At 67.3% G+C, this 18,377-nt stretch carries 16 protein-coding genes; 6 read left to right on the forward strand and 10 right to left on the reverse strand.

All coding sequences use genetic code 11. The features are described 5' to 3' along the window. Nucleotides 1-185 precede the first annotated feature (185 nt). The gene (locus tag FHT26_RS08725; RefSeq protein WP_168559758.1) at nt 186-2,576 is read left to right on the forward strand and encodes a penicillin-binding protein 1A; all 2,391 of its coding nucleotides are present in this window, start codon (nt 186-188) and stop codon (nt 2,574-2,576) included. A gap of 90 nt (nt 2,577-2,666) precedes the next feature. On the opposite strand, the gene cyaY is transcribed toward FHT26_RS08725, so the two are convergent. Beyond that, entirely contained in the window at nt 2,667-3,029 is a 363-nt protein-coding gene (gene cyaY, locus FHT26_RS08730; RefSeq protein WP_168559759.1) for an iron donor protein CyaY, read from the reverse strand. Between the two features lie 73 nt (nt 3,030-3,102). Here cyaY and lptM point away from each other — a divergent pair, with 73 nt between their 5' ends. Together lptM and lysA are read left to right on the forward strand one after the other, a co-directional pair. Continuing rightward, nucleotides 3,103-3,246 (forward strand): LPS translocon maturation chaperone LptM, encoded by a 144-nt coding sequence (gene lptM, locus FHT26_RS08735; RefSeq protein ID WP_168559760.1) that lies wholly within the window; start codon nt 3,103-3,105, stop codon nt 3,244-3,246. Next, nucleotides 3,243-4,517, forward strand: coding sequence for a diaminopimelate decarboxylase (gene lysA, locus FHT26_RS08740; protein ID WP_168559761.1), 1,275 nt, complete (start codon nt 3,243-3,245; stop codon nt 4,515-4,517). Before lptM ends, lysA begins: the two co-directional genes overlap by 4 nt. Here the strand turns inward: lysA and FHT26_RS08745 are convergent. The 8 genes from FHT26_RS08745 to FHT26_RS08780 all read right to left on the reverse strand — a co-directional run bounded on the left by FHT26_RS08745 (nt 4,514) and on the right by FHT26_RS08780 (nt 13,782). Beyond that, a complete protein-coding gene (locus tag FHT26_RS08745; protein ID WP_168559762.1) occupies nt 4,514-5,506 on the reverse strand; it encodes an ABC transporter ATP-binding protein in 993 nt (330 codons plus the stop codon). The two genes, lysA and FHT26_RS08745, sit on opposite strands and share 4 nt — an antisense overlap. Beyond that, entirely contained in the window at nt 5,503-6,495 is a 993-nt protein-coding gene (locus tag FHT26_RS08750; RefSeq protein ID WP_168559763.1) for an ABC transporter ATP-binding protein, read from the reverse strand. Before FHT26_RS08750 ends, FHT26_RS08745 begins: the two co-directional genes overlap by 4 nt. Before the next feature lies 1 nt (nt 6,496). Further along, nucleotides 6,497-7,435 (reverse strand): ABC transporter permease, encoded by a 939-nt coding sequence (locus FHT26_RS08755; protein WP_490362775.1) that lies wholly within the window; start codon nt 7,433-7,435, stop codon nt 6,497-6,499. Continuing rightward, a complete protein-coding gene (locus FHT26_RS08760; RefSeq protein ID WP_168559764.1) occupies nt 7,417-8,985 on the reverse strand; it encodes an ABC transporter substrate-binding protein in 1,569 nt (522 codons plus the stop codon). The genes FHT26_RS08755 and FHT26_RS08760 overlap by 19 nt, the downstream gene beginning before the upstream one ends. Before the next feature lie 43 nt (nt 8,986-9,028). Beyond that, the gene (locus FHT26_RS08765) at nt 9,029-10,261 is read right to left on the reverse strand and encodes a M20 aminoacylase family protein (protein WP_168559765.1); all 1,233 of its coding nucleotides are present in this window, start codon (nt 10,259-10,261) and stop codon (nt 9,029-9,031) included. Next, nucleotides 10,261-11,244 (reverse strand): ABC transporter permease, encoded by a 984-nt coding sequence (locus FHT26_RS08770; protein WP_056817260.1) that lies wholly within the window; start codon nt 11,242-11,244, stop codon nt 10,261-10,263. Before FHT26_RS08770 ends, FHT26_RS08765 begins: the two co-directional genes overlap by 1 nt. A 141-nt stretch (nt 11,245-11,385) precedes the next feature. Then, complete coding sequence (locus tag FHT26_RS08775; protein ID WP_349238114.1) at nt 11,386-12,483, reverse strand: porin; 1,098 nt, start codon at nt 12,481-12,483, stop codon at nt 11,386-11,388. 243 nt (nt 12,484-12,726) lie between these two features. Continuing rightward, a complete protein-coding gene (locus tag FHT26_RS08780) occupies nt 12,727-13,782 on the reverse strand; it encodes a porin (RefSeq protein ID WP_168559766.1) in 1,056 nt (351 codons plus the stop codon). A 253-nt stretch (nt 13,783-14,035) separates the two neighbouring features. On the opposite strand from FHT26_RS08780, the gene coq7 reads away from it, so the two are divergent. Further along, entirely contained in the window at nt 14,036-14,692 is a 657-nt protein-coding gene (coq7, locus tag FHT26_RS08785; RefSeq protein WP_168559767.1) for a 2-polyprenyl-3-methyl-6-methoxy-1,4-benzoquinone monooxygenase, read from the forward strand. 21 nt (nt 14,693-14,713) lie between these two features. On the opposite strand, the gene FHT26_RS08790 is transcribed toward coq7, so the two are convergent. Further along, nucleotides 14,714-15,136, reverse strand: a complete 423-nt coding sequence (locus FHT26_RS08790) for an OsmC family protein (protein WP_168559768.1) — start codon at nt 15,134-15,136, stop codon at nt 14,714-14,716. A gap of 312 nt (nt 15,137-15,448) precedes the next feature. Between FHT26_RS08790 and ilvA the strand changes: the two genes are divergently transcribed. Both ilvA and FHT26_RS08800 read left to right on the forward strand, forming a co-directional pair. Continuing rightward, on the forward strand, nt 15,449-17,029 hold the full coding sequence (ilvA, locus tag FHT26_RS08795) for a threonine ammonia-lyase, biosynthetic (RefSeq protein WP_168559769.1): 1,581 nt from the start codon (nt 15,449-15,451) through the stop codon (nt 17,027-17,029). 172 nt (nt 17,030-17,201) lie between these two features. Continuing rightward, nucleotides 17,202-18,287, forward strand: a complete 1,086-nt coding sequence (locus tag FHT26_RS08800; protein WP_168559770.1) for a nicotinate-nucleotide--dimethylbenzimidazole phosphoribosyltransferase — start codon at nt 17,202-17,204, stop codon at nt 18,285-18,287. The last annotated feature ends 90 nt before the right edge of the window (nt 18,288-18,377 follow it).

Raw genomic sequence — 18,377 nt, forward strand, 5'->3', positions numbered from 1 at the left:
AACAAAGATTTTTCCTTTTCTTGCAACCCGGCTGCGTTGCGAAAGCGTGACGAATTCTGGCGCCAAAAATTGTCATTTCGGGACAACCCTAGCCCCTCGGCGACCGAAGCTGCCAAGCAGTTCACGGTCGATGCGGACCCATCAAAGTCGCTTCATATAATCGTCTCGACCACTGTTGGAGTCCCATGAGCGAATCCGAGGGCCTGTCCGAGCGCCCGGCAGCCGACCCGAACCGCCGATCGTCTTCTTTCGCACCGTCGTCCCTGCCCGCGTGGGCCCGCTGGGCGGGTCGTGTGCTGCTGTGGCTGATGGGAGGCGCGCTGGCCGGCGCGCTGAGCCTGCTGCTGCTGATCGGCATTGCGCTGTCCGTGGCCTACCCGAACCTGCCGCAGGTCAGCGGCCTCGTCGATTACCGGCCGAAGCTGCCGATGCGCATCTATTCGGCCGATGGCGTGATGCTCGGCGAGTACGGCGAGGAGCGCCGCAACTTCACGCCGCTGGCCCAGGTGCCGAAGGTGATGCAGGACGCGGTGCTCGCGATCGAGGACGCTCGCTTCTACCAGCATGGCGGCGTCGACTACAAGGGCGTGCTGCGGGCGGGCCTCGCGCAGTTCAACGAGTCGCGCAGCCAGGGCGCATCGACGATCACGATGCAGGTCGCGCGCAACTTCTACCTGTCCACCGAAAAGACGTTCACCCGCAAGATCTATGAAATCCTGCTGGCGCTGAAGATCGAGAGCCTGCTCAGCAAGGACCAGATCCTCGAGATCTACATGAACCAGATCTTCCTCGGCCAGCGCGCGCACGGCTTCGCGGCCGCCAGCGAGATCTACTTCGGCAAGCCGCTGAAGGACATCACGATCGCCGAGGCCGCGATGCTGGCCGGCCTGCCGAAGGCGCCGTCGGCCTACAACCCGATCATCAACCCGAAACGCGCGACGCAGCGCCAGCTCTACATCATCGACCGCATGCTGGAGAACGGCTTCATCACGCCGGAACAGCACGATGCCGCGCGAGCCCAGCAACTGAAGTACCGCGCCGCGCCCGAAGTGGTCGTTCACGCCGAGTACGTGGCCGAGGCCGCACGGCAGATGATCTTCTCGCAGTACGGCGAAGAGGCGTACACACGCGGGCTCAACGTCTACCTGACGATCCAGTCGGCCGAGCAGACCGTGGCGTACCGGTCGCTGCGCAAGGGCATCATGGACTACGAGCGCCGGCAGGTGTACCGCGGCCCCGAGGCCTACATCGACCTGCCGGCCAATGTGAAGGACCTCGACGCGCGCATCGCCGAGGCGCTGGTCGAGCACCCCGACAACGACGAGTTGCGCGCCGCCGTCGTGATCGAATCGAGCCCGCGCAAGGTCGTCGCCGTGCTGCAGAGCGGCGAAGCACTGACCGTCACCGGCGAAGGCCTGAAGCCGGCCACCTCCGGCCTGGCCGAGAAGGGCAACCCGAAGACGCAGATCCGCCCCGGCGCGGTGATCCGGCTCGTCAAGCTGCCGAAGGGCGACTGGTCCATCACCCAGCTGCCCGAGGTCGAAGGCGCGTTCGTGTCGCTCGATCCGCGCTCCGGTGCGGTGCGCACGATGGTCGGCGGCTTCGATCATGCGAAAAGCAAGTTCAACCACGTGACGCAGGCATGGCGCCAGCCGGGGTCGAGCTTCAAGCCGTTCATCTACTCGGCCGCGCTCGAGAAGGGCTTCACGCCGGCCACCGTCGTCAACGACGCACCGCTGTTCTTCGACGCCGGCACCACCGGTAGCCAGCCCTGGGAGCCGAAGAACTACGACGGCACCTTCGACGGGCCGATGTCGATCCGCCGCGGCCTCGCGAAGTCGAAGAACATGATCTCGATCCGCATCCTGCAGGCGATCGGCCCGGCCTATGCGCAGGACTGGATCACGCGCTTCGGCTTCGAACCCGACAAGCACCCGGCCTACCTGACGATGGCGCTCGGCGCCGGCTCGGTGACGCCGCTTCAGATGGCCTCGGCCTACGGCGTGTTCGCCAACGGCGGCTACCGGATCAATCCGTTCCTGATCAGCAAGATCACCGATTCGCGCGGCCATGTGCTGAACGAAGCCGTGCCGCAGGTGATGGACGAGACCACGCGCACGCTGCCGGCGCGCAATGCGTTCGTGATGGACAGCCTGCTGCAGGAGGTTGCGCGCTCGGGCACCGCGGCCAATGCACAGCGCACGCTGAAGCGCCCCGACCTGTACGGCAAGACCGGCACCACCAACGACTCCAACGACGCCTGGTTCGCCGGCTTCCAGCGCAGCGTGGTCGGCGTGGTGTGGATCGGCTACGACAACCCGCGCAAGCTGGGCGACCGCGAAACCGGGGGCGGCTTGTCGCTGCCGGTGTGGATCGACTACATGCAGCAGACGCTGAAGGGCGTGCCGGTCGATGAACCGTCAGCGCCCGAGGGCGTGGTCAACATGGGCGGCGAGTGGTACTACGAGGAGTACACGCACGGCAGCGGCGTCAGCAGCCTGGGGCTGGACGAGAAGCTGCCGACACCGCCGACCGAAGAAGAGAAAAAGGGCATCCTCGATCTTTTCAAGAGGTAGATGTCAGCCCCTCGGTCGACGGGTACGTCGACCGATCCCCCGAGGGGAACGATGGCGGCTTCGGGCGGCCCGGCGCCCGGCCCGCCCGCGTCAAACAGGTGGCGTGAATTTCAGCGCCAGATCAGCCTGCTCGCTCGCACAACGCGACACGTCGGCGAAGAACTCCCGCCCTTCCCGGGTGTCGAGCCAACGCCCGTTGACGTGCTTGTAGTGGTACCCCCCCGAGCGGGCCGCGAGCCACAGCTCGTGCAGCGGCGGTTGCGTGTTGATGACCAGCTTGCTGCCGTTCGGAAAGCTCAGTTCCAGCAGGCCGCCGGTGCGTTCGGCATCGATGTCGACCAGGTCGTCCTGCAGCCAGGCGTCGACGCTGGCCTCGATGCTCGACAGGATGGCGCCGGTCAGCGCGTGGAACTGGGCGTCGCTCAGTGGCGTGGGGACGATCTCGACAGTCATGGCCGGTAGAATTGTTCGCATGTTTCAGCAGCAGCGCAGTGTAGCGAGACGCCCGTCCACACTGGGCGCATTGATGTCTTTGGTCCTGGCGCTGGCCTTGGTGTCGTCGCTGGCGGCCTGCGGCCAGAAGGGCCCGCTCAAACTTCCCGCGCCCGCAGCCTCGGTCCCGGCCGCCGCTGCCTCCGCCCCGTCCTCCGCTTCCGCTCCCTCGCCATGACCCTGCCCGGCTCGCCCCACATCGCCTACCGCGGCGATGACCTCGCCATCGAAGACTGCGCGCTGAACGACCTGGCGGACCGCTTCGGCACACCGCTGTACGTCTACTCGCGCAGCGCGATGCTGGCCGCCCTCGACAGCTACCAGCGCGCACTCGCCGGCCGCGACCACCTGATTTGCTACGCGATGAAGGCCAATTCGAACCTGGCCGTGCTGCAGACCTTCGCGCAGGCCGGTTGCGGCTTCGACATCGTCTCCGGCGGCGAACTGAAGCGCGTGCTGGCGGCCGGCGCGCCGGCATCGCGCATCGTGTTCTCGGGCGTCGGCAAGACCCGCACCGAGATGCACGAGGCGCTCGAAGCCGGCGTGATGTGCTTCAACGTCGAGAGCGAGCCGGAACTGGAGCTGCTGTCGCAGGTGGCGGGCGCGAGCGGCCACACCGCCCGCATCAGCCTGCGCGTGAATCCGGACGTCGATGCCGGCACCCACCCCTACATTTCCACCGGCCTGAAGGGCAACAAGTTCGGCATCGCGCACGAGCGCGCGGTCGCGACCTACCAGCGCGCCGCCGCGCTGCCCGGGCTCGAGATCGTCGGCATCGACTGCCACATCGGCTCGCAGATCACCGAAGCCACGCCCTACCTCGATGCGCTCGACCGGCTGCTCGACCTGGTCGAGGCGGTCGAGGCGCAGGGCATCCGGCTGCAGCACATCGATGTCGGCGGCGGCCTGGGCATCACCTACACCGACGAGACCCCGCCTGAGGCCGGCGCGCTGGTCGCGCAACTGCTGGCGCGCATCGACGCGCGCGGGCACGGCCACCGCAAGGTGCTGTTCGAGCCCGGCCGCTCGCTGGTCGGCAATGCCGGCGTGCTGCTCGGCGAGGTGCTGTACCTGAAGCCGGGCGACGAGAAGAACTTCTGCATCGTCGACGCCGCGATGAACGACCTCGCCCGTCCGGCGATGTACGAGGCCTGGATGGCCATCGTGCCGTGCCGCACGCGGGCCACGCCGGCGCTGACCTGGGACGTGGTCGGCCCGGTCTGCGAATCGGGCGACTGGCTCGGCCGCGACCGCCCGCTGGCCGTGCAGCCCGGCGACCGTGTTGCGGTGCTGTCCGCCGGCGCCTACGGCATGAGCATGGCCAGCAACTACAACACCCGGCCACGTGCCGCCGAGGTGCTGGTGTCGGGCTCGCAGGCCTGGCAGATCCGCGACCGGGAAGACGCGGCCGCGCTGTTCGCCGGCGAGCACCTGCTGCCACCCGCCTAGATTCTTCCTTCGGCCACCGCGTGGCAGGCCACCTGGATGCCGTTGAGCGACAACAGCGCCGGCCGCTCCGCCTGGCAGCGCTCGTTCGCGTGCGGGCAGCGCGGGTGGAACGAGCAGCCGCTCGGCGGGCTCAGCGGGTTCGGCACCTCGCCCTGCACGGGCGTGCGCGCCCGGCCGCTCATCGCGATGTCCGGAATCGCATCCAGCAGCATCCGCGTGTACGGGTGGCGCGGTCGCGCGAAGATCTCGGCCTTCGGCGCCAGCTCGACCACGCGGCCGAGGTACATCACGCCGACCTGGTCGCTGACGTGCCGCACGACCGCGAGGTTGTGCGAGATGAACAGGTAGGTGAGCCCGCGGCTGCGCTGCAGGTCCTTCATGATGTTGAGCACCTGGGCCTGCACCGACACGTCGAGCGCCGAGGTCGGCTCGTCGCAGACCAGGAACTCCGGTTCGGTGGCCAGCGCGCGCGCGATCGAGATGCGCTGCCGCTGCCCGCCGGAGAACTGGTGCGGGAACTTCTCCATGTCGACGCTCGCGAGGCCCACCGACTGCAGCAGCTCGCCAACCTTGGCCAACAGCCGCGCCCGGTCGGTGATCAGGCCGTGCTCGGTCAGCGGTTCGCCGACGATCTGGTGCACCTTCCAGCGTGGGTTCAGGCTCGCGAACGGGTCCTGGAAGATCATCTGCATGCGGCGGCGCAGCGCCGCGGCATCCTGGCTGGCCAGCGTCAACGCGATGTTCTTGTGCCCGAAATGCACCTCGCCGGCCGTCGGCGCATGCAAGCCGACCAGCAGCCGTGCCACGGTGCTCTTGCCGCAGCCCGACTCACCGACCAGCGCGAGCGTGGTGCCGCGTTCGATCGAGAAACTGACACCGTCGACCGCATGCACCTGCTGCCGAGGCTTGCGCTCGATCACGCGGTTCAGCCACGGGGCCGAGACATCGAAGGTCTTCACCAGCTCGCGCACTTCCACCAGCACGTTCATCGCGCGGCTCCTGCGACAGCCGTTGCGGCCGTGTCGTGCAGCCAGCAGGCGGCGCGTGTCGCTCCGGCCACCAGCAGATCGGGCCGCTCCTCGCGGCAGCGCTCGAACACCTTCGGGCAACGCGGATTGAAGGCGCAGCCGCGCGGGATCGCGTTCAGCCGCGGCATCGCGCCATCGATCTGCAGCAGGCGCTCGCGGTCGAGGTCCATCGCGGGGATCGAGCCCATCAGCCCGGCGGTGTACGGGTGCGCCGGCGCATGGATCACGTCGTTCACCGGGCCGATCTCGGCGACCCGCCCGGCGTACATCACCGCGACGCGGTCGCAGGTCTCGGCGATCACGCCCATGTCGTGCGTGACCAGCATCACCGCCGCGCCGTGCTCCTTGCACAGCCGCTTCAGCAGCGAAATGATCTGCGCCTGGATCGACACGTCCAATGCGGTCGTCGGCTCGTCGGCGACGATCAGCTGCGGGTTGCCGGCCAGCGCAAGCGCGATCACGACGCGCTGGCGCATGCCGCCGGAGAACTGGTGCGGGTACTGGTCGATGCGCGCCTCGGCGGCCGGGATGCCGGTTTCCTTCAACAGGTCGATGGCGCGCTGGCGTGCCTTCGCTGCATCGAGCGGCAGGTGGGCCTGGATCGTCTCGACGAGCTGGCGGCCGACGGTGAACAGCGGGTTCAACGAGGTCAGCGGGTCCTGGAAGATCGCGCCGATGTGCTTGCCGCGCATGCGCCGCATCTGCTCGTATGGCAGGTTGTCGATGCGCTGACCCTGGAAGCGGATCTCGCCGCCGGCCACGCGCCCGGGCGGGTCGAGCAGGCCGATGATCGCCGCGCCGGTCAGCGACTTGCCGGCTCCCGATTCGCCGACCACGCCGAGGATCTCGCCGGGCGCGATGTCGAACGACACGTCGTCCAGCGCCACCAGCGTGCCGCGCCGCGTCGGGAATTCGACGCGCAGGTTCTTGACTTCGAGCAGGGCCGGCATGTCAGCGGAGCTTGGGGTTGAGGGCGTCGCGCAGCCAGTCGCCGAGCAGGTTCACGCTGAGCGCGATCATCACCAGCATCGCGCCGGGGTAGAGGGTGATCCACCACTCGCCGGAGAACAGCAGGTCGTTGCCGACCCGGATCAGCGTGCCGAGCGACGGCGAGGTGGGCGGCACGCCGACGCCGAGGAAAGACAATGTCGCTTCGATCAGGATCGCCGACGCGACCTGGATCGTCGCCAGCACCATCACCGGCCCGGTGACGTTGGGCAGCACATGGCGACGCATGATGCGCAGCGTCGGCACGCCGATCACGCGGGCCGCCTGCACGTACTCCTTGTTGCGCTCGACCAGCGTCGAGCCGCGCACCGTGCGCGCGTACTGCACCCAGCCGGTCAGCGAGATCGCGACGATCAGCACCGCGAACGCGAGGCCTTCGTGCGCATTCGGGAACACCGCCCGTCCGACGCCGTCGATCAGCAACGCGACCAGGATCGACGGGAACGACAGCATCACGTCGCACAGCCGCATGATGAAGGCGTCGGTCTTGCCGCCGACGAAGCCGGCCAGCAACCCGAGCGACACGCCGACCGCGAGCGACACCAGCACCGAGGCGACGCCCACCAGCAGCGAGATGCGCGAACCGTAGATCACCGCCGACAGGATGTCGCGACCCTGGTCGTCGGTGCCGAGCAGGTACTTCGAGCTGCCCTCGGGCAGCCAGGCCGGCGGCAGCCGCGAGTCGGCGAGCTCCAGCGTCGCGAGGTCCATCGGGTTGTGCGGCGCGACCAGTTCGGCGAACAGCGCGCAGAAGATGCAGGCGAAGGCGACGACCGCCGCCACCATCGCGGTCGGCGAGCGGCGGAAGCTGTACCAGAGATCGCCGTCGAAGAATTGTCGCAACGTCCGCCGCAGCGCGGCCGTCATTTCACCGTCACCCATTTGTAGGGCATGAAGTTGTCGGGCAGCTGGACGATGTCGACGTTCTTCTTCATCGCCGATGCGAGCGCCTGCTGGTGCAGCGGGATGTGGCCGACGTCATTCGCATGCAGTTCGAACGCTTCCTTGATCATCGCGTTGCGCTTGGCCTGGTCGGTCTCGCTCTGGATCTTCAGCGTCAACTCGTCGACCTTCGGGTTGCTGTACGAGCCGAGGTTGAACTGGCCTTGCCCCTTGTCGGTGGGCGTGGCCATCAGCGAGGTCAGCGCGTTGTGGGCGTCGTAGGTGCTGGGCGTCCAGCCGAGCAGGTAGAAGCTGGTGTCGCGGCGCAGGATCTTCGGGAAGTAGGTGTTCTTCGTTTCGGTCTGCAGGTTGACCTTCACGCCGATGCGCGCGAGGTTGGCGGCCACCGCCTGGCAGATGTCGGCATCGTTGACGTAACGGTCGTTCGGGCAGTTCAGGCCGACCTCGAAGCCGCCCGGGTAGCCGGCCTCGGCCAGCAGCTTCTTCGCCGCGTCGACGTCGTACGGCAGCCGCTTGTTCTGCTCCGGCGTGAAGCCGCGGATGCCCGGTCCGACCATCAGCGCCGACGGCAGCGACGCGCCGCGCATCACGCGGTTCTTGATCGTCTCGATGTCGATCGCCTGGTAGAACGCCTGGCGCACGCGCTTGTCCTTGAACGGGTTCTTTCCCTTCACGCTCGAGAACTGCAGTTCGTCGCGCTTCTGGTCCATGCCGAGGAAGATCGTGCGCAGCTCGGGCCCTTGCGACACCTTCAGGTTCGGCGACGCCTTGATGCGCTCGATGTCCTGCAGCGGCACCGGCTCGATCACGTCGACCTCGCCGGACAGCAGCGCCGCGACGCGCGTCGGCGCGCTGCCGATCGGCGTGAAGATCACCTCGTCGACATTGCCATCGATCTTGCCCCAGTACGTGCCGTTGCGAACCAGCACGGTGCGCGCCGACGGCTGGCGTTCCTTCAGGCGGAACGGGCCGGTGCCGTTGGCCTTGAAGCTCGCGGTGTTCTCGATGCCCTTGCGGCGATCGACCGGGATCACCGCCTTGTTCTCCTCGCACCACTTCCTGCTCATCATGAAGACGTTGGTCAGCACGTCCGGCAGGATCGGGAACGGCGCGAGCGTCTCGATCTCGATCGTCAGCGGGCCGACCTTGCGCACTTCCTTGAACGGCGAGGTGTAGCTCTGCATGTCGGAGCCTTCGCCGGCCGCGCGCTTCAGCGAGAACACCACGTCGTCGGCGCTGAACGGCGTGCCGTCGTGGAACGTGACCCCCTTGCGCAACTCGAAGCGCCACACCGTCGGCGAGGTCTGCTTCCATTCGGTCGCGAGGATCGGCGCGAGGCCGAGCTTCCTGTCGCGGCCGACCAGCGGCTCGTAGACGTTGCCGGTGAAGGTGAGCTGCAGCGTCTCGTTCAGCGAATGCGGATCCATCGACTGCGCATCGCCCTGGTTGGCGACGCGCAAGGTCACGGCACCGGCCATGCCGCACGACAGGAACAGCACAGCCGCGAGCAGGGTGGGTTTCAACATCATCGTGGACTCCTTGGGGATGAACGAACGGCGGGCGGGTCGGCGGCTACAGCGGCATCGCGCGCTCGGCGAGCGTCGCGAGCAAGGCACTGCCGAGCGGCAGGATCTCGTCATTGAAGTCGTAGCGGGTGCTGTGCAGGAAGCAGCCGCCCTCGCCGCCCTGGCCGATGCGCAGGTAGGCCCCGGGGCGCGCCTGCAGCATGAACGAGAAGTCCTCGGCACCCATGCTCGGTACCAGTTCGCGCACCACCTTGTCCTCGCCGACCAGGCTGGCGGCGACATCGGCCGCGAAGGCCGCCTCGCGCGGCGTGTTGATGGTCGCCGGGTAGACGCGCTGGTAGTCGAGGCTCGCGGTCGCGCCGAAGCCGAGCGCGATCGATTCGGCCAGCCGGCCCAGGCGCTCTTCGATCATGTCCTGCACCTCGCGCTTGAAGGTGCGCACCGTGCCCATCAGCTTGGCCTGGCGCGGGATCACGCTGAATGCGCCAAGGTCGCCGGCCTGCATCGCGCACAGGCTGACGACGGCGCTGTCGAGCGGGTTGACGCTGCGCGACACCAGGCTTTGCGCCGCGGTGATGATGTGCGCGGCGACCAGCACCGGGTCGATCGCCATGTACGGGTGCGCGCCGTGGCCGCCGCGGCCGTTGACGGTGATCTCGACGCGGTCGGCCGCGGCCATCATCGCGCCCATGTTCAGGCCGATGCAGCCGGGCTGCATGCTCGGCCAGTTGTGCATCGCATAGACCGAGTCGACCGGGAAGCGGTCGAACAGCCCGTCGTCGACCATCGCCTTCGCACCGGCGAAACCTTCCTCGCCCGGCTGGAAGATCAGCACCACGTCGCCGGCGAACTGGCGGGTCTGGGCCAGGTAGCGCGCCGCGCCGACCAGCATCGCGGTGTGGCCGTCGTGGCCGCAGCCGTGCATCAGGCCCGGCGTCGCCGAGCGCCACGGGAAGTCGTTCTCCTCGCGCATCGGCAGCGCGTCCATGTCGGCGCGCAGGCCGATCGACTTCGCGACAGCCACACCGTTCGAGCCGTTGGCACCGGCCGCCCGGCTGCCGTGGATCACGCCGACCACGCCGGTCTTGCCGATGCCGGTGTGGATCTCGTCGACGCCGCAGACCCGCAACGCCTCGACCACCTTGGAGGCGGTGCGCACCTCTTCGAAGCCGAGCTCCGGATGGGCGTGCAGGTCGCGGCGGAATGCCATCAACTCGGACTGCCAGCCGGCCAGCCGCTGGTAGGCGCCCGAGGCGGCCAGGGGTGCGGATTCGCGCATCAGTGCACTCCTGCCGTGCGTTCGACGCGCAGGCGCGGATCGACGGCAAAGTAGAGAAGGTCGACGACCAGGTTGATCACCACGAAGATCAACGCGATCAGGCAGAGGTACGCCGCCATCACCGGGATGTCGGCGAAGGTCACCGCCTGGATGAACAGCAGCCCCATGCCGGGCCACTGGAACACCTGCTCGGTGATGATGGCGAACGCGATCAGCGCGCCGAGCTGCAGCCCGGTGATCGTGATCACCGGCACCAGCGTGTTGCGCAGCGCATGCGAGAAGTACACGACGCGGTTCGGCAGGCCGCGCGCGCGGGCGAACTTGATGTAATCGGCCCGCAGCACCTCGAGCATCTCGGAGCGCACGAGCCGCATGATCAGCGTCAACTGGAAGGCCGCGAGCGTGACCGACGGCAGGATCAGGTGCTTCCAGCCGTCGACGGTGAAGAAGCCCGAGGTCCACGCCCCGAAGGCGACCACCTCGCCGCGCGAGAAGCTCGGCAGCCACTTCAGCGTGACGGCAAAGACATAGATCAGCAGGATGCCGATCAGGAACGTGGGCAACGACACGCCGAGCAGCGACAGCGTCATCAGCGACTGCGACAGGAAGCTGCCGCGGCGCAGCGCAGCATAAACGCCGAACGGAATGCCGATCGCCAGCGCGATCACTGCGGCGGTGAAAGAAAGCTCGAGCGTCGCGGGCAGCCGCTCGACGATCAGCGACGACACCTTGCGGCCCTGGCGCAGGCTCAGCCCGAACTCGCCTTGCACCGCATTGCCGACGAAGCGTGCGAACTGGATCGGAAACGGCTTGTCGAGCCCCAGATCGGCGCGCAACTGTGCCCGCTGCGCGGGCGTGGCCTCCTGTCCGAGCAGGTTGGTGACCGGGTCGCCGACATACTGGAACAGCATGAAGGAGATGAAGGCCACCGACAGCATCACGACGATGGCTTGGAGGAACCGGCGAATGATGAAGGCGAGCATGCGTGCGTGAAGGGATCCCGCGTGACTTTACTTCCGAAGCAACTTCCGAACCGCCTCGGGCAAACGAGGGGCCCGGCGTCTGCACACGCATGAAAAAAGGGCCGCTCGATGGCGGCCCTGGCTTGCGAAACGCGTCGGAGATCAGAAGCGGTGGCGCAGTCCGATCGTGAAGCCGTTGCGCTTCTGGGCGCCGTTGGCCGCGCCGCCGGCGCCGTTCAGGCTGACGCTGCCGCTCAGCTTGGTGGTGTCGACTTCGAGGTACGCATCGGTGCGCTTGGACAGCGCGTAGTCGGCAGCGGCGGTCAGGAATTTCGCGGTGGCGTCGGCCGACGCCAGCGGCCCGCTTTGCTTCGCATGGAAGTAATGAACGCCGAGGTTCAGTTCGGTCGTCGCCTGGAAGTTGGTGCCGATGGTCCAGATCTGGCGCTTGTCGGCCGCCAGGAAGGCTGCGCCGCCGAAGCCACCGTTGGCCGTGCCGGTCCAGAAGGCGCCAAGTGTCGCCCTGTCGGTGGCCGTCAGACCCGAGTCGACCTTGTTCTCGCCCCAGCCGACATTGAAGTACCAGGGGCCTGTCTTGTACGACGCACCGATGGTCGAGGCCTTCAACTTCTTCTCCGAGGCGAATTCGTATTCTTCGTAGCCCACGCCAGCGCCGATGCCGCTGTCTGAATAGCGCAGGTAGCCACCCACGGTCTTCCCACCGGTGGGCGACCCTTCGCCGGCCGACACCTGCAGCGCGGCACGCACCGGGCCGACTTCAATCAGGTACTTGACCATGTTGTCGGAGCGCGCGCCCACCGCGAAACCGATCTCAGGCTTGTAGGCCTCGAAGTACGGCGAATAGGGGTAGGACGCGTAGGTGCTGGTGACGACGTCGAACAGCACGTTGTATTGCCTGCCCAGGGACACACGACCGAAGCCGGTCTGCAAGCCGACCCACGATTGCTGCCAGAACTGGGCGGCGGGCTGCGTGCCGTTGTCAGGCAGCAGCCGGTGCTCCAGGTTGACCAGCGCCTTCATGCCGCCACCGAGGTCCTCGACGGTGTTGATGCCGAGGCGGCTTTGCGACATGCCGCCGCCAATCACCCGCCACATGCCCTCGTCGCCGCCGGCATTCTGTTCGTTCGACGTGTGCCGCACGGCCACGTCGACGATGCCGTAGATCGTGACGCTGGATTGCGCAAATGCCGAAGAACCCATCGCAGCGAGTGCCGCAGTCACCAAGATCGTCTTGTTCACAGTTGTCTCCTGTTGTTGGTAGCAAACCAATTCTTGTTGAATTAATTGTCACGGAAGCAGCACGGTCGTGCGCTTCCTTGTTGCTGCGCGTTCACTGGCGTAAACCTTGATTGCGACAAAGCGCCGATCGTTCTTGTTGTGTCAATTCGTGTCACTCAGGCGACACGCCCATGAAAAAGGCCGCCCGAGGGCGGCCTTTGAACGAACTGCATCAAAGTGGCACAGCAAGCTGTGCCGCTGAGATCAGAACGAGTGGCGGATACCAGCTTCGAAGCCTTGCGACTTCTGGCCGGCAACAGCTGCCGGGGGCGTTGCCACGGTGAAGGCGGCAGCACCCTTGTTCTTGATCTGGGCGTACGTGCTGTACAGCGCGGTGCGCTTCGACAGGTCGTACTGGTAGCCCAGTGCGAACTGGTTCGCGTCGTTGGCATCGATGCTCTGGTTGGCCGCGTTCGTGCCCTTGGCATCGACACGGACATAGCCAGCACGGAAGGTGCTCGCACCGACCGGCACCGAGACGCCGACGTCGATCACGTTCTGCTTGGCATTCAGGAACTTGGCTTGAGACACAAAGCCCAGGACCTTGACGACGCCGAAGTCGTACGATGCGCCGATGTTGCCCTTCTTGTACTTGTCTTCAGCTGCGTTGGCATCGGTCGTGCCGTAGGAGCCCGACACGTCCAGCGGACCAGCAGCGTAGCCGATGCGGCCAGCGATGTGCTTCTTGCCGGGGGTGCCTTCACCAGCGGCCACCGAGGCGCGGGCGTACAAGCCGCCCATTGCCGGGGTGTAGTAGCTCACCATGTTGTCGGCACGGGTGACCGTGTCGACGAGGGGCGCGCCCACGGTGGTCGGGTTGTTGAAGTGGCCGACGTCGCCGACACCGTTGGTGCCCATCACGTCGTAGTCAGCGAAGCCCGTGTAGGTTGCGGTCAGTTCGCGACCCAGGCGGATTTCACCGAAGTTGCCAAGCAGGCTGACGGTCGAACGACGATGCCAGAAGCGGTTCGTGCTGTTCGTCGAGTTGCCGCTGGTGGTGCCGCCGGAGCCCGTATCTGCACCGAAGCTCGTTTCCAGCCAGAAGCCAGCCTTCAGGCCGCCACCCAGGTCTTCGATACCGCGGAAGCCCAGACGGCTGCTGTTGATGCCGTCGGTGCTCAGCGACTTGACCTTCAGATCGCCGTTCTTGGTGTAGCGGGCGTTGACGTCGACGATACCGAACAGCGTGACCGACGATTGCGCCGAAGCTGCACCAGCGAATGCGCCGAGAGCTGCGAGAACGAGTAGAGATTTTTTCATTGCGACGATCTCCTAAGTTGAACAAGAGGTCCCGGTCACCAGAATCCCCGCCGGGGACAGACCGAGCCAACCTCCTCAGTGGAAGTTGCCGTATTGCACCAGAGCGCGGCATGTAAGCAAAGGCTCGTGGCGCTGCATTGGGGCCATTTGTTGTCTGAGCACAACGTGCACGGAATCGACACGAAAGCATGCTTGCTGCGCTGGCTCATGCCCGCGCGAGCGTTCATTCGCGCCCATTCGGTATCCTGCACCCATGGCTTCCATCGCAACTTCCGGCCGCTCGCTGTCGCGCGTCGACCAATGGCTGGGCGCGGCCGACAGCGCCCTCAGAACCCTGGCGGCATCGACACCCGGCGCCGCATCGAAACCCACGCCGGCGCGCACGCTGCCGACCCTGACGCAGGCCGAGCAGCAGCTGTCCGGCGCCCTGATGCGCGTCAACCACGTCGGCGAGGTCTGCGCGCAGGCGCTCTACCAGGCGCAGGCGCTGACGGCGCGCGATCCGGCGCTGCGCACGCACTGCGAGGCCGCCGCGCGGGAAGAGGCCGACCACCTGGCGTGGACACACCAGCGGCTGGTCGAACTGCAGGCGCACCGCAGCCTGCTGAACCCGCTCTGGTACGCCGGCGCGTTCGGCATCGGCTGGGTGGCCGGCCTGGCGGGCGACCGCATCAGCCTTGGCTTCATCGTCGAAACGGAGCGCCAGGTCGAGGCGCACCTGGCGGGCCACAACGAGCAGCTGCCCGCCGCGGACGATGCATCGCGCGCCATCGTGCAGCAGATGAAGGACGACGAAGCTCGGCATGCCGACGACGCGCGCCATGCCGGCGGCGTCGCATTGCCATGGCCAGTACGCACCGCGATGCGGTTGGCGGCACGCGTCATGACGGCCACCGCGCACCGCATCTGACGCGATCGGGCCGGACGCGGCTCAGGCCTCGACGATCTCGAAGCTGGTCGTGATCTCGGCCGTCTCGGCCAGCATGATGGTGGCCGAGCAGTACTTGTCGTGCGACATCTGGATCGCGCGTTCGACCGCCAACGCCGGCAAGCCCTTGCCGCTGACGGCGAAATGCAGGTGGATCTTCGTGAAGACCTTCGGATCGACCGGCGCCCGCTCGGCCTGCACCTTCACCTGGCAGCCGGTCACCTCGTGCCGGCCACGCTTCAGGATCAGCACCACATCGTAGGCGGTGCAGCCGCCGGTGCCGGCAAGCACCGTTTCCATCGGCCGCGGCGCGAGGTTGCGGCCCCCGCCGTCCGGCGCGCCGTCCATCAGCAACACATGGCCGCTGCCGGTCTCGGCGACCATGCCCATCCCGGTCGCGGGCATCCAGTTGATCGTGCATTCCATCGTTCGACTCCAGCCTTCGGCAAACCGCCCCAGCGGGCGCCCGGCATTGTGCATCCCGTCACGACCACAAGTGCTGCGCGGCCACCGATCCCCCTCACGGATATTGCAGCGCAGCATCACTGCGGCTACACTCGCGCAATCGATGTCTTCCGGGACATCACCGTTTGTCTCCTCCACCTCCTCCATTGGTGGATTCAGCCCAAGTCAGCAATGACTTGGGCTTTTTTCTTGGCCGCGCGCACGGCGTGCGGTTGGCGACCACTGACGTATCATCCGGCGCCCCCCAAGAACAACCCTCCGAGGAGTCTCCCGATGGCTGGCGCCGCTCGCCCGAAGAAATCGCCGCGCCCCGCGCCCGTCAAAGCCGCCGGTTCGCCGCTCGGCCTCTCCGACTACCTGCAGAAGATCCTGACCGCCAAGGTCTACGACGTGGCCGACGAGACGCCGCTCGAGATCGCGCGCAGCCTCTCGAAGCGCGTCGGCAACCAGGTGCTGCTGAAGCGCGAGGACAGCCAGCCGGTGTTCAGCTTCAAGCTGCGCGGCGCGTACAACAAGATGGCGCACCTGGAACCGGCGGCCCTGAAGCGCGGCGTGATCTGCGCCTCGGCCGGCAACCATGCGCAGGGCGTGGCGCTCGGCGCCCACAAGCTCGGCTGCGCCGCAGTCGTCGTGATGCCGGTGACGACCCCGCGGGTGAAGATCGACGCGGTGCGCGCGCTCGGCGGCGAGGTCGTGCTGTTCGGCGACAGCTACTCCGACGCCTACGTGCACGCGCTCGAACTCGAGAAGAGCCGCGGCCTGACCTTCGTGCATCCGTTCGACGACCCGGACGTGATCGCCGGCCAGGGCACCATCGCGATGGAGATCCTGCGCCAGCACCAGGGGCCGATCGACGCGGTGTTCGTCGCGATCGGCGGCGGCGGCCTGGTCTCCGGCATCGCCGCCTACATCAAGGCGGTGCGGCCCGAGATCAAGGTGATCGGCGTGCAGACCACCGATTCCGACGCGATGCTGCGCTCGGTCAAGGCCGGCAAGCGCGTGCAACTGAACGACGTGGGCCTGTTCTCCGACGGCACCGCGGTCAAGCTGGTCGGCGAAGAGACCTTCCGGCTGACGCGCGAGCTGGTCGACGACTTCGTTCTGGTCGACACCGACGCAGTGTGCGCCGCGATCAAGGACGTGTTCCAGGACACCCGCAGCATCCTCGAACCGGCCGGCGCGCTCGGCGTGGCCGCCATCAAGCAGTACGCCGAGACGCACAAGCTGAAGGGCCGCACGCTGGTCGCGATCACCTGCGGCGCCAACATGAATTTCGACCGGCTGCGCTTCGTCGCGGAACGGGCCGAAGTCGGCGAAGAACGCGAGGCGCTGTTCGCGGTGACGATCCCCGAAGAGCACGGCAGCTTCCGTCGCCTGTGCGAGCTGATCGGCGCGCGCAGCGTCACCGAATTCAACTACCGCATCTCGGACGCGAACCAGGCCCATGTGTTCGTCGGCCTGGCCACCAGCAACCGCGCCGAGTCGATGAAGATCGCGCGCAGCTTCGGCAAGCAGGGTTTCGCCACCGTCGACCTGACCGACGACGAGCTGGCCAAGCAGCACGTGCGCCACATGGTGGGCGGGCGCAGCGAGCTGGCGAAAGACGAGCGCCTGTACCGCTTCGTGTTCCCCGAGCGCCCGGGCGCGCTGATGCGCTTCCTGTCGTCGATGCACCCGGATTGGAACATCAGCCTGTTCCACTACCGCAACCAGGGCGCCGACTACGGCCGCATCCTGGTCGGCATCCAGCTGCCGCGCGGCGACCGCAAGGCCTTCAAGGAATTCCTCGAGGGTCTCGCCTACCCGTGCGTCGACGAGACCGACAACCCGGTCTACCGCCTGTTCCTGCGCTGAGCCCTACCGTGCTCGCAACGCCCATGCAGTCTAGGGGTGACACGGCATTGCCGCGGCGGCGAACGCTGCCCCACAATCCACGCTCGACAGTCGAAATCGAAGCGAACGAAGTGACGGCGACGCCGGGGCGAATTCCATGACGACCTCTGCGGCACGCCCCAACAACCTGCCCATGTCCGTCAACCGATCACTGATCTCTCCCACGGCCAATCCGCTTCTCGAGCAGGCACTGCGCGAGAAGCTCAAGCGCCGCAGCGAAGTGACCGGCAACCTGGGCGAGCTCGAACCGCTGGCGGTGCGCCTGGGCCTGATCCAGAACACGCTGAAGCCGCGCTTCAGCTCGCCGCAGATCGCGCTGTTCGCCTCCGACCACGGCCTGGCGGTCGACGGCATCAGCCCGGTCGGCCAGCCGTCGACGGCCCGGTTGGTGCAGAACCTGCTGGCCTCGCAGCTGCCGGTGTCGGTGTTCGCGCGCATCCAGGGGCTGGAGCTGAGTGTCGTCGACTGCGGCGTCGCCGAGGCGGTGGCACCGCACCCGCGGCTGATGGCCCGCAAGATCGCCCACGGCACGCGCAACGCGCGGGTCAACGTCGCGATGACGCTCGACCAGGCGCATGCCGCGATCCGCGCCGGCATGGAGATCGCCGATGCCTTGCCCGGCAACGTGATCGCCTGCGCCGGTGTCGGCGTCGGCTCGCACGAGAGCGCGGCGCTGGTGCTGTCGGGGCTGTCCGGCGAGCCGATCCGCGACCTGGTGTTCGGTGGCCCCGGCACGCGGACCGACCACGAAGCCCGCTTGCTGATGGTGCTGCAGGGCGCGCAGGGGCGTCACCGCGACGTCACCGATCCGGTCGAGGTGCTGGCGGCGTATGGCGGTTTCGAGATCGCGATGATGGTCGGCGTGATGCTCGTCGCCTCAAGCAAGCGCCACCTGATCATGGCGGATGGCGTGCCGGCCTGCGCCGCGCTGATGGTGGCGTCGCGCATCGCGCCGACCGTCACCGATTACTGCGTCTTCTGCCGCAGCCACACCCACCCGGGCCTGACGCAGACGCTGGGCCTGTTCCATGCGCTCGCGCTGCTCGAACTCGGCATGGAGAGCACCGACGGCACCGGCGCGACGCTGGCATGGCCGCTGGTGCGCAGCGCCGCGGCGCTGCTGACGGAGGTGGCCGAAGGCGAGGATCCGGGACCGTCGCTGCCTGCGGAGTTCGGTCCGGGCAACATCTCCGGGCCGGGTCGCTTCACCCGCGACTGAGTCAAGCGAGCCGCGGACCGAGCGCCGGGCCGCCATGGGCCACGTAGAGGCCCACTTCGTGGACCTTGCCGGCCCGCATCCCCTGGGGGA

Source organism: Rhizobacter sp. SG703 (assembly GCF_012275445.1).
GTDB lineage: Bacteria > Pseudomonadota > Gammaproteobacteria > Burkholderiales > Burkholderiaceae_C > Rhizobacter.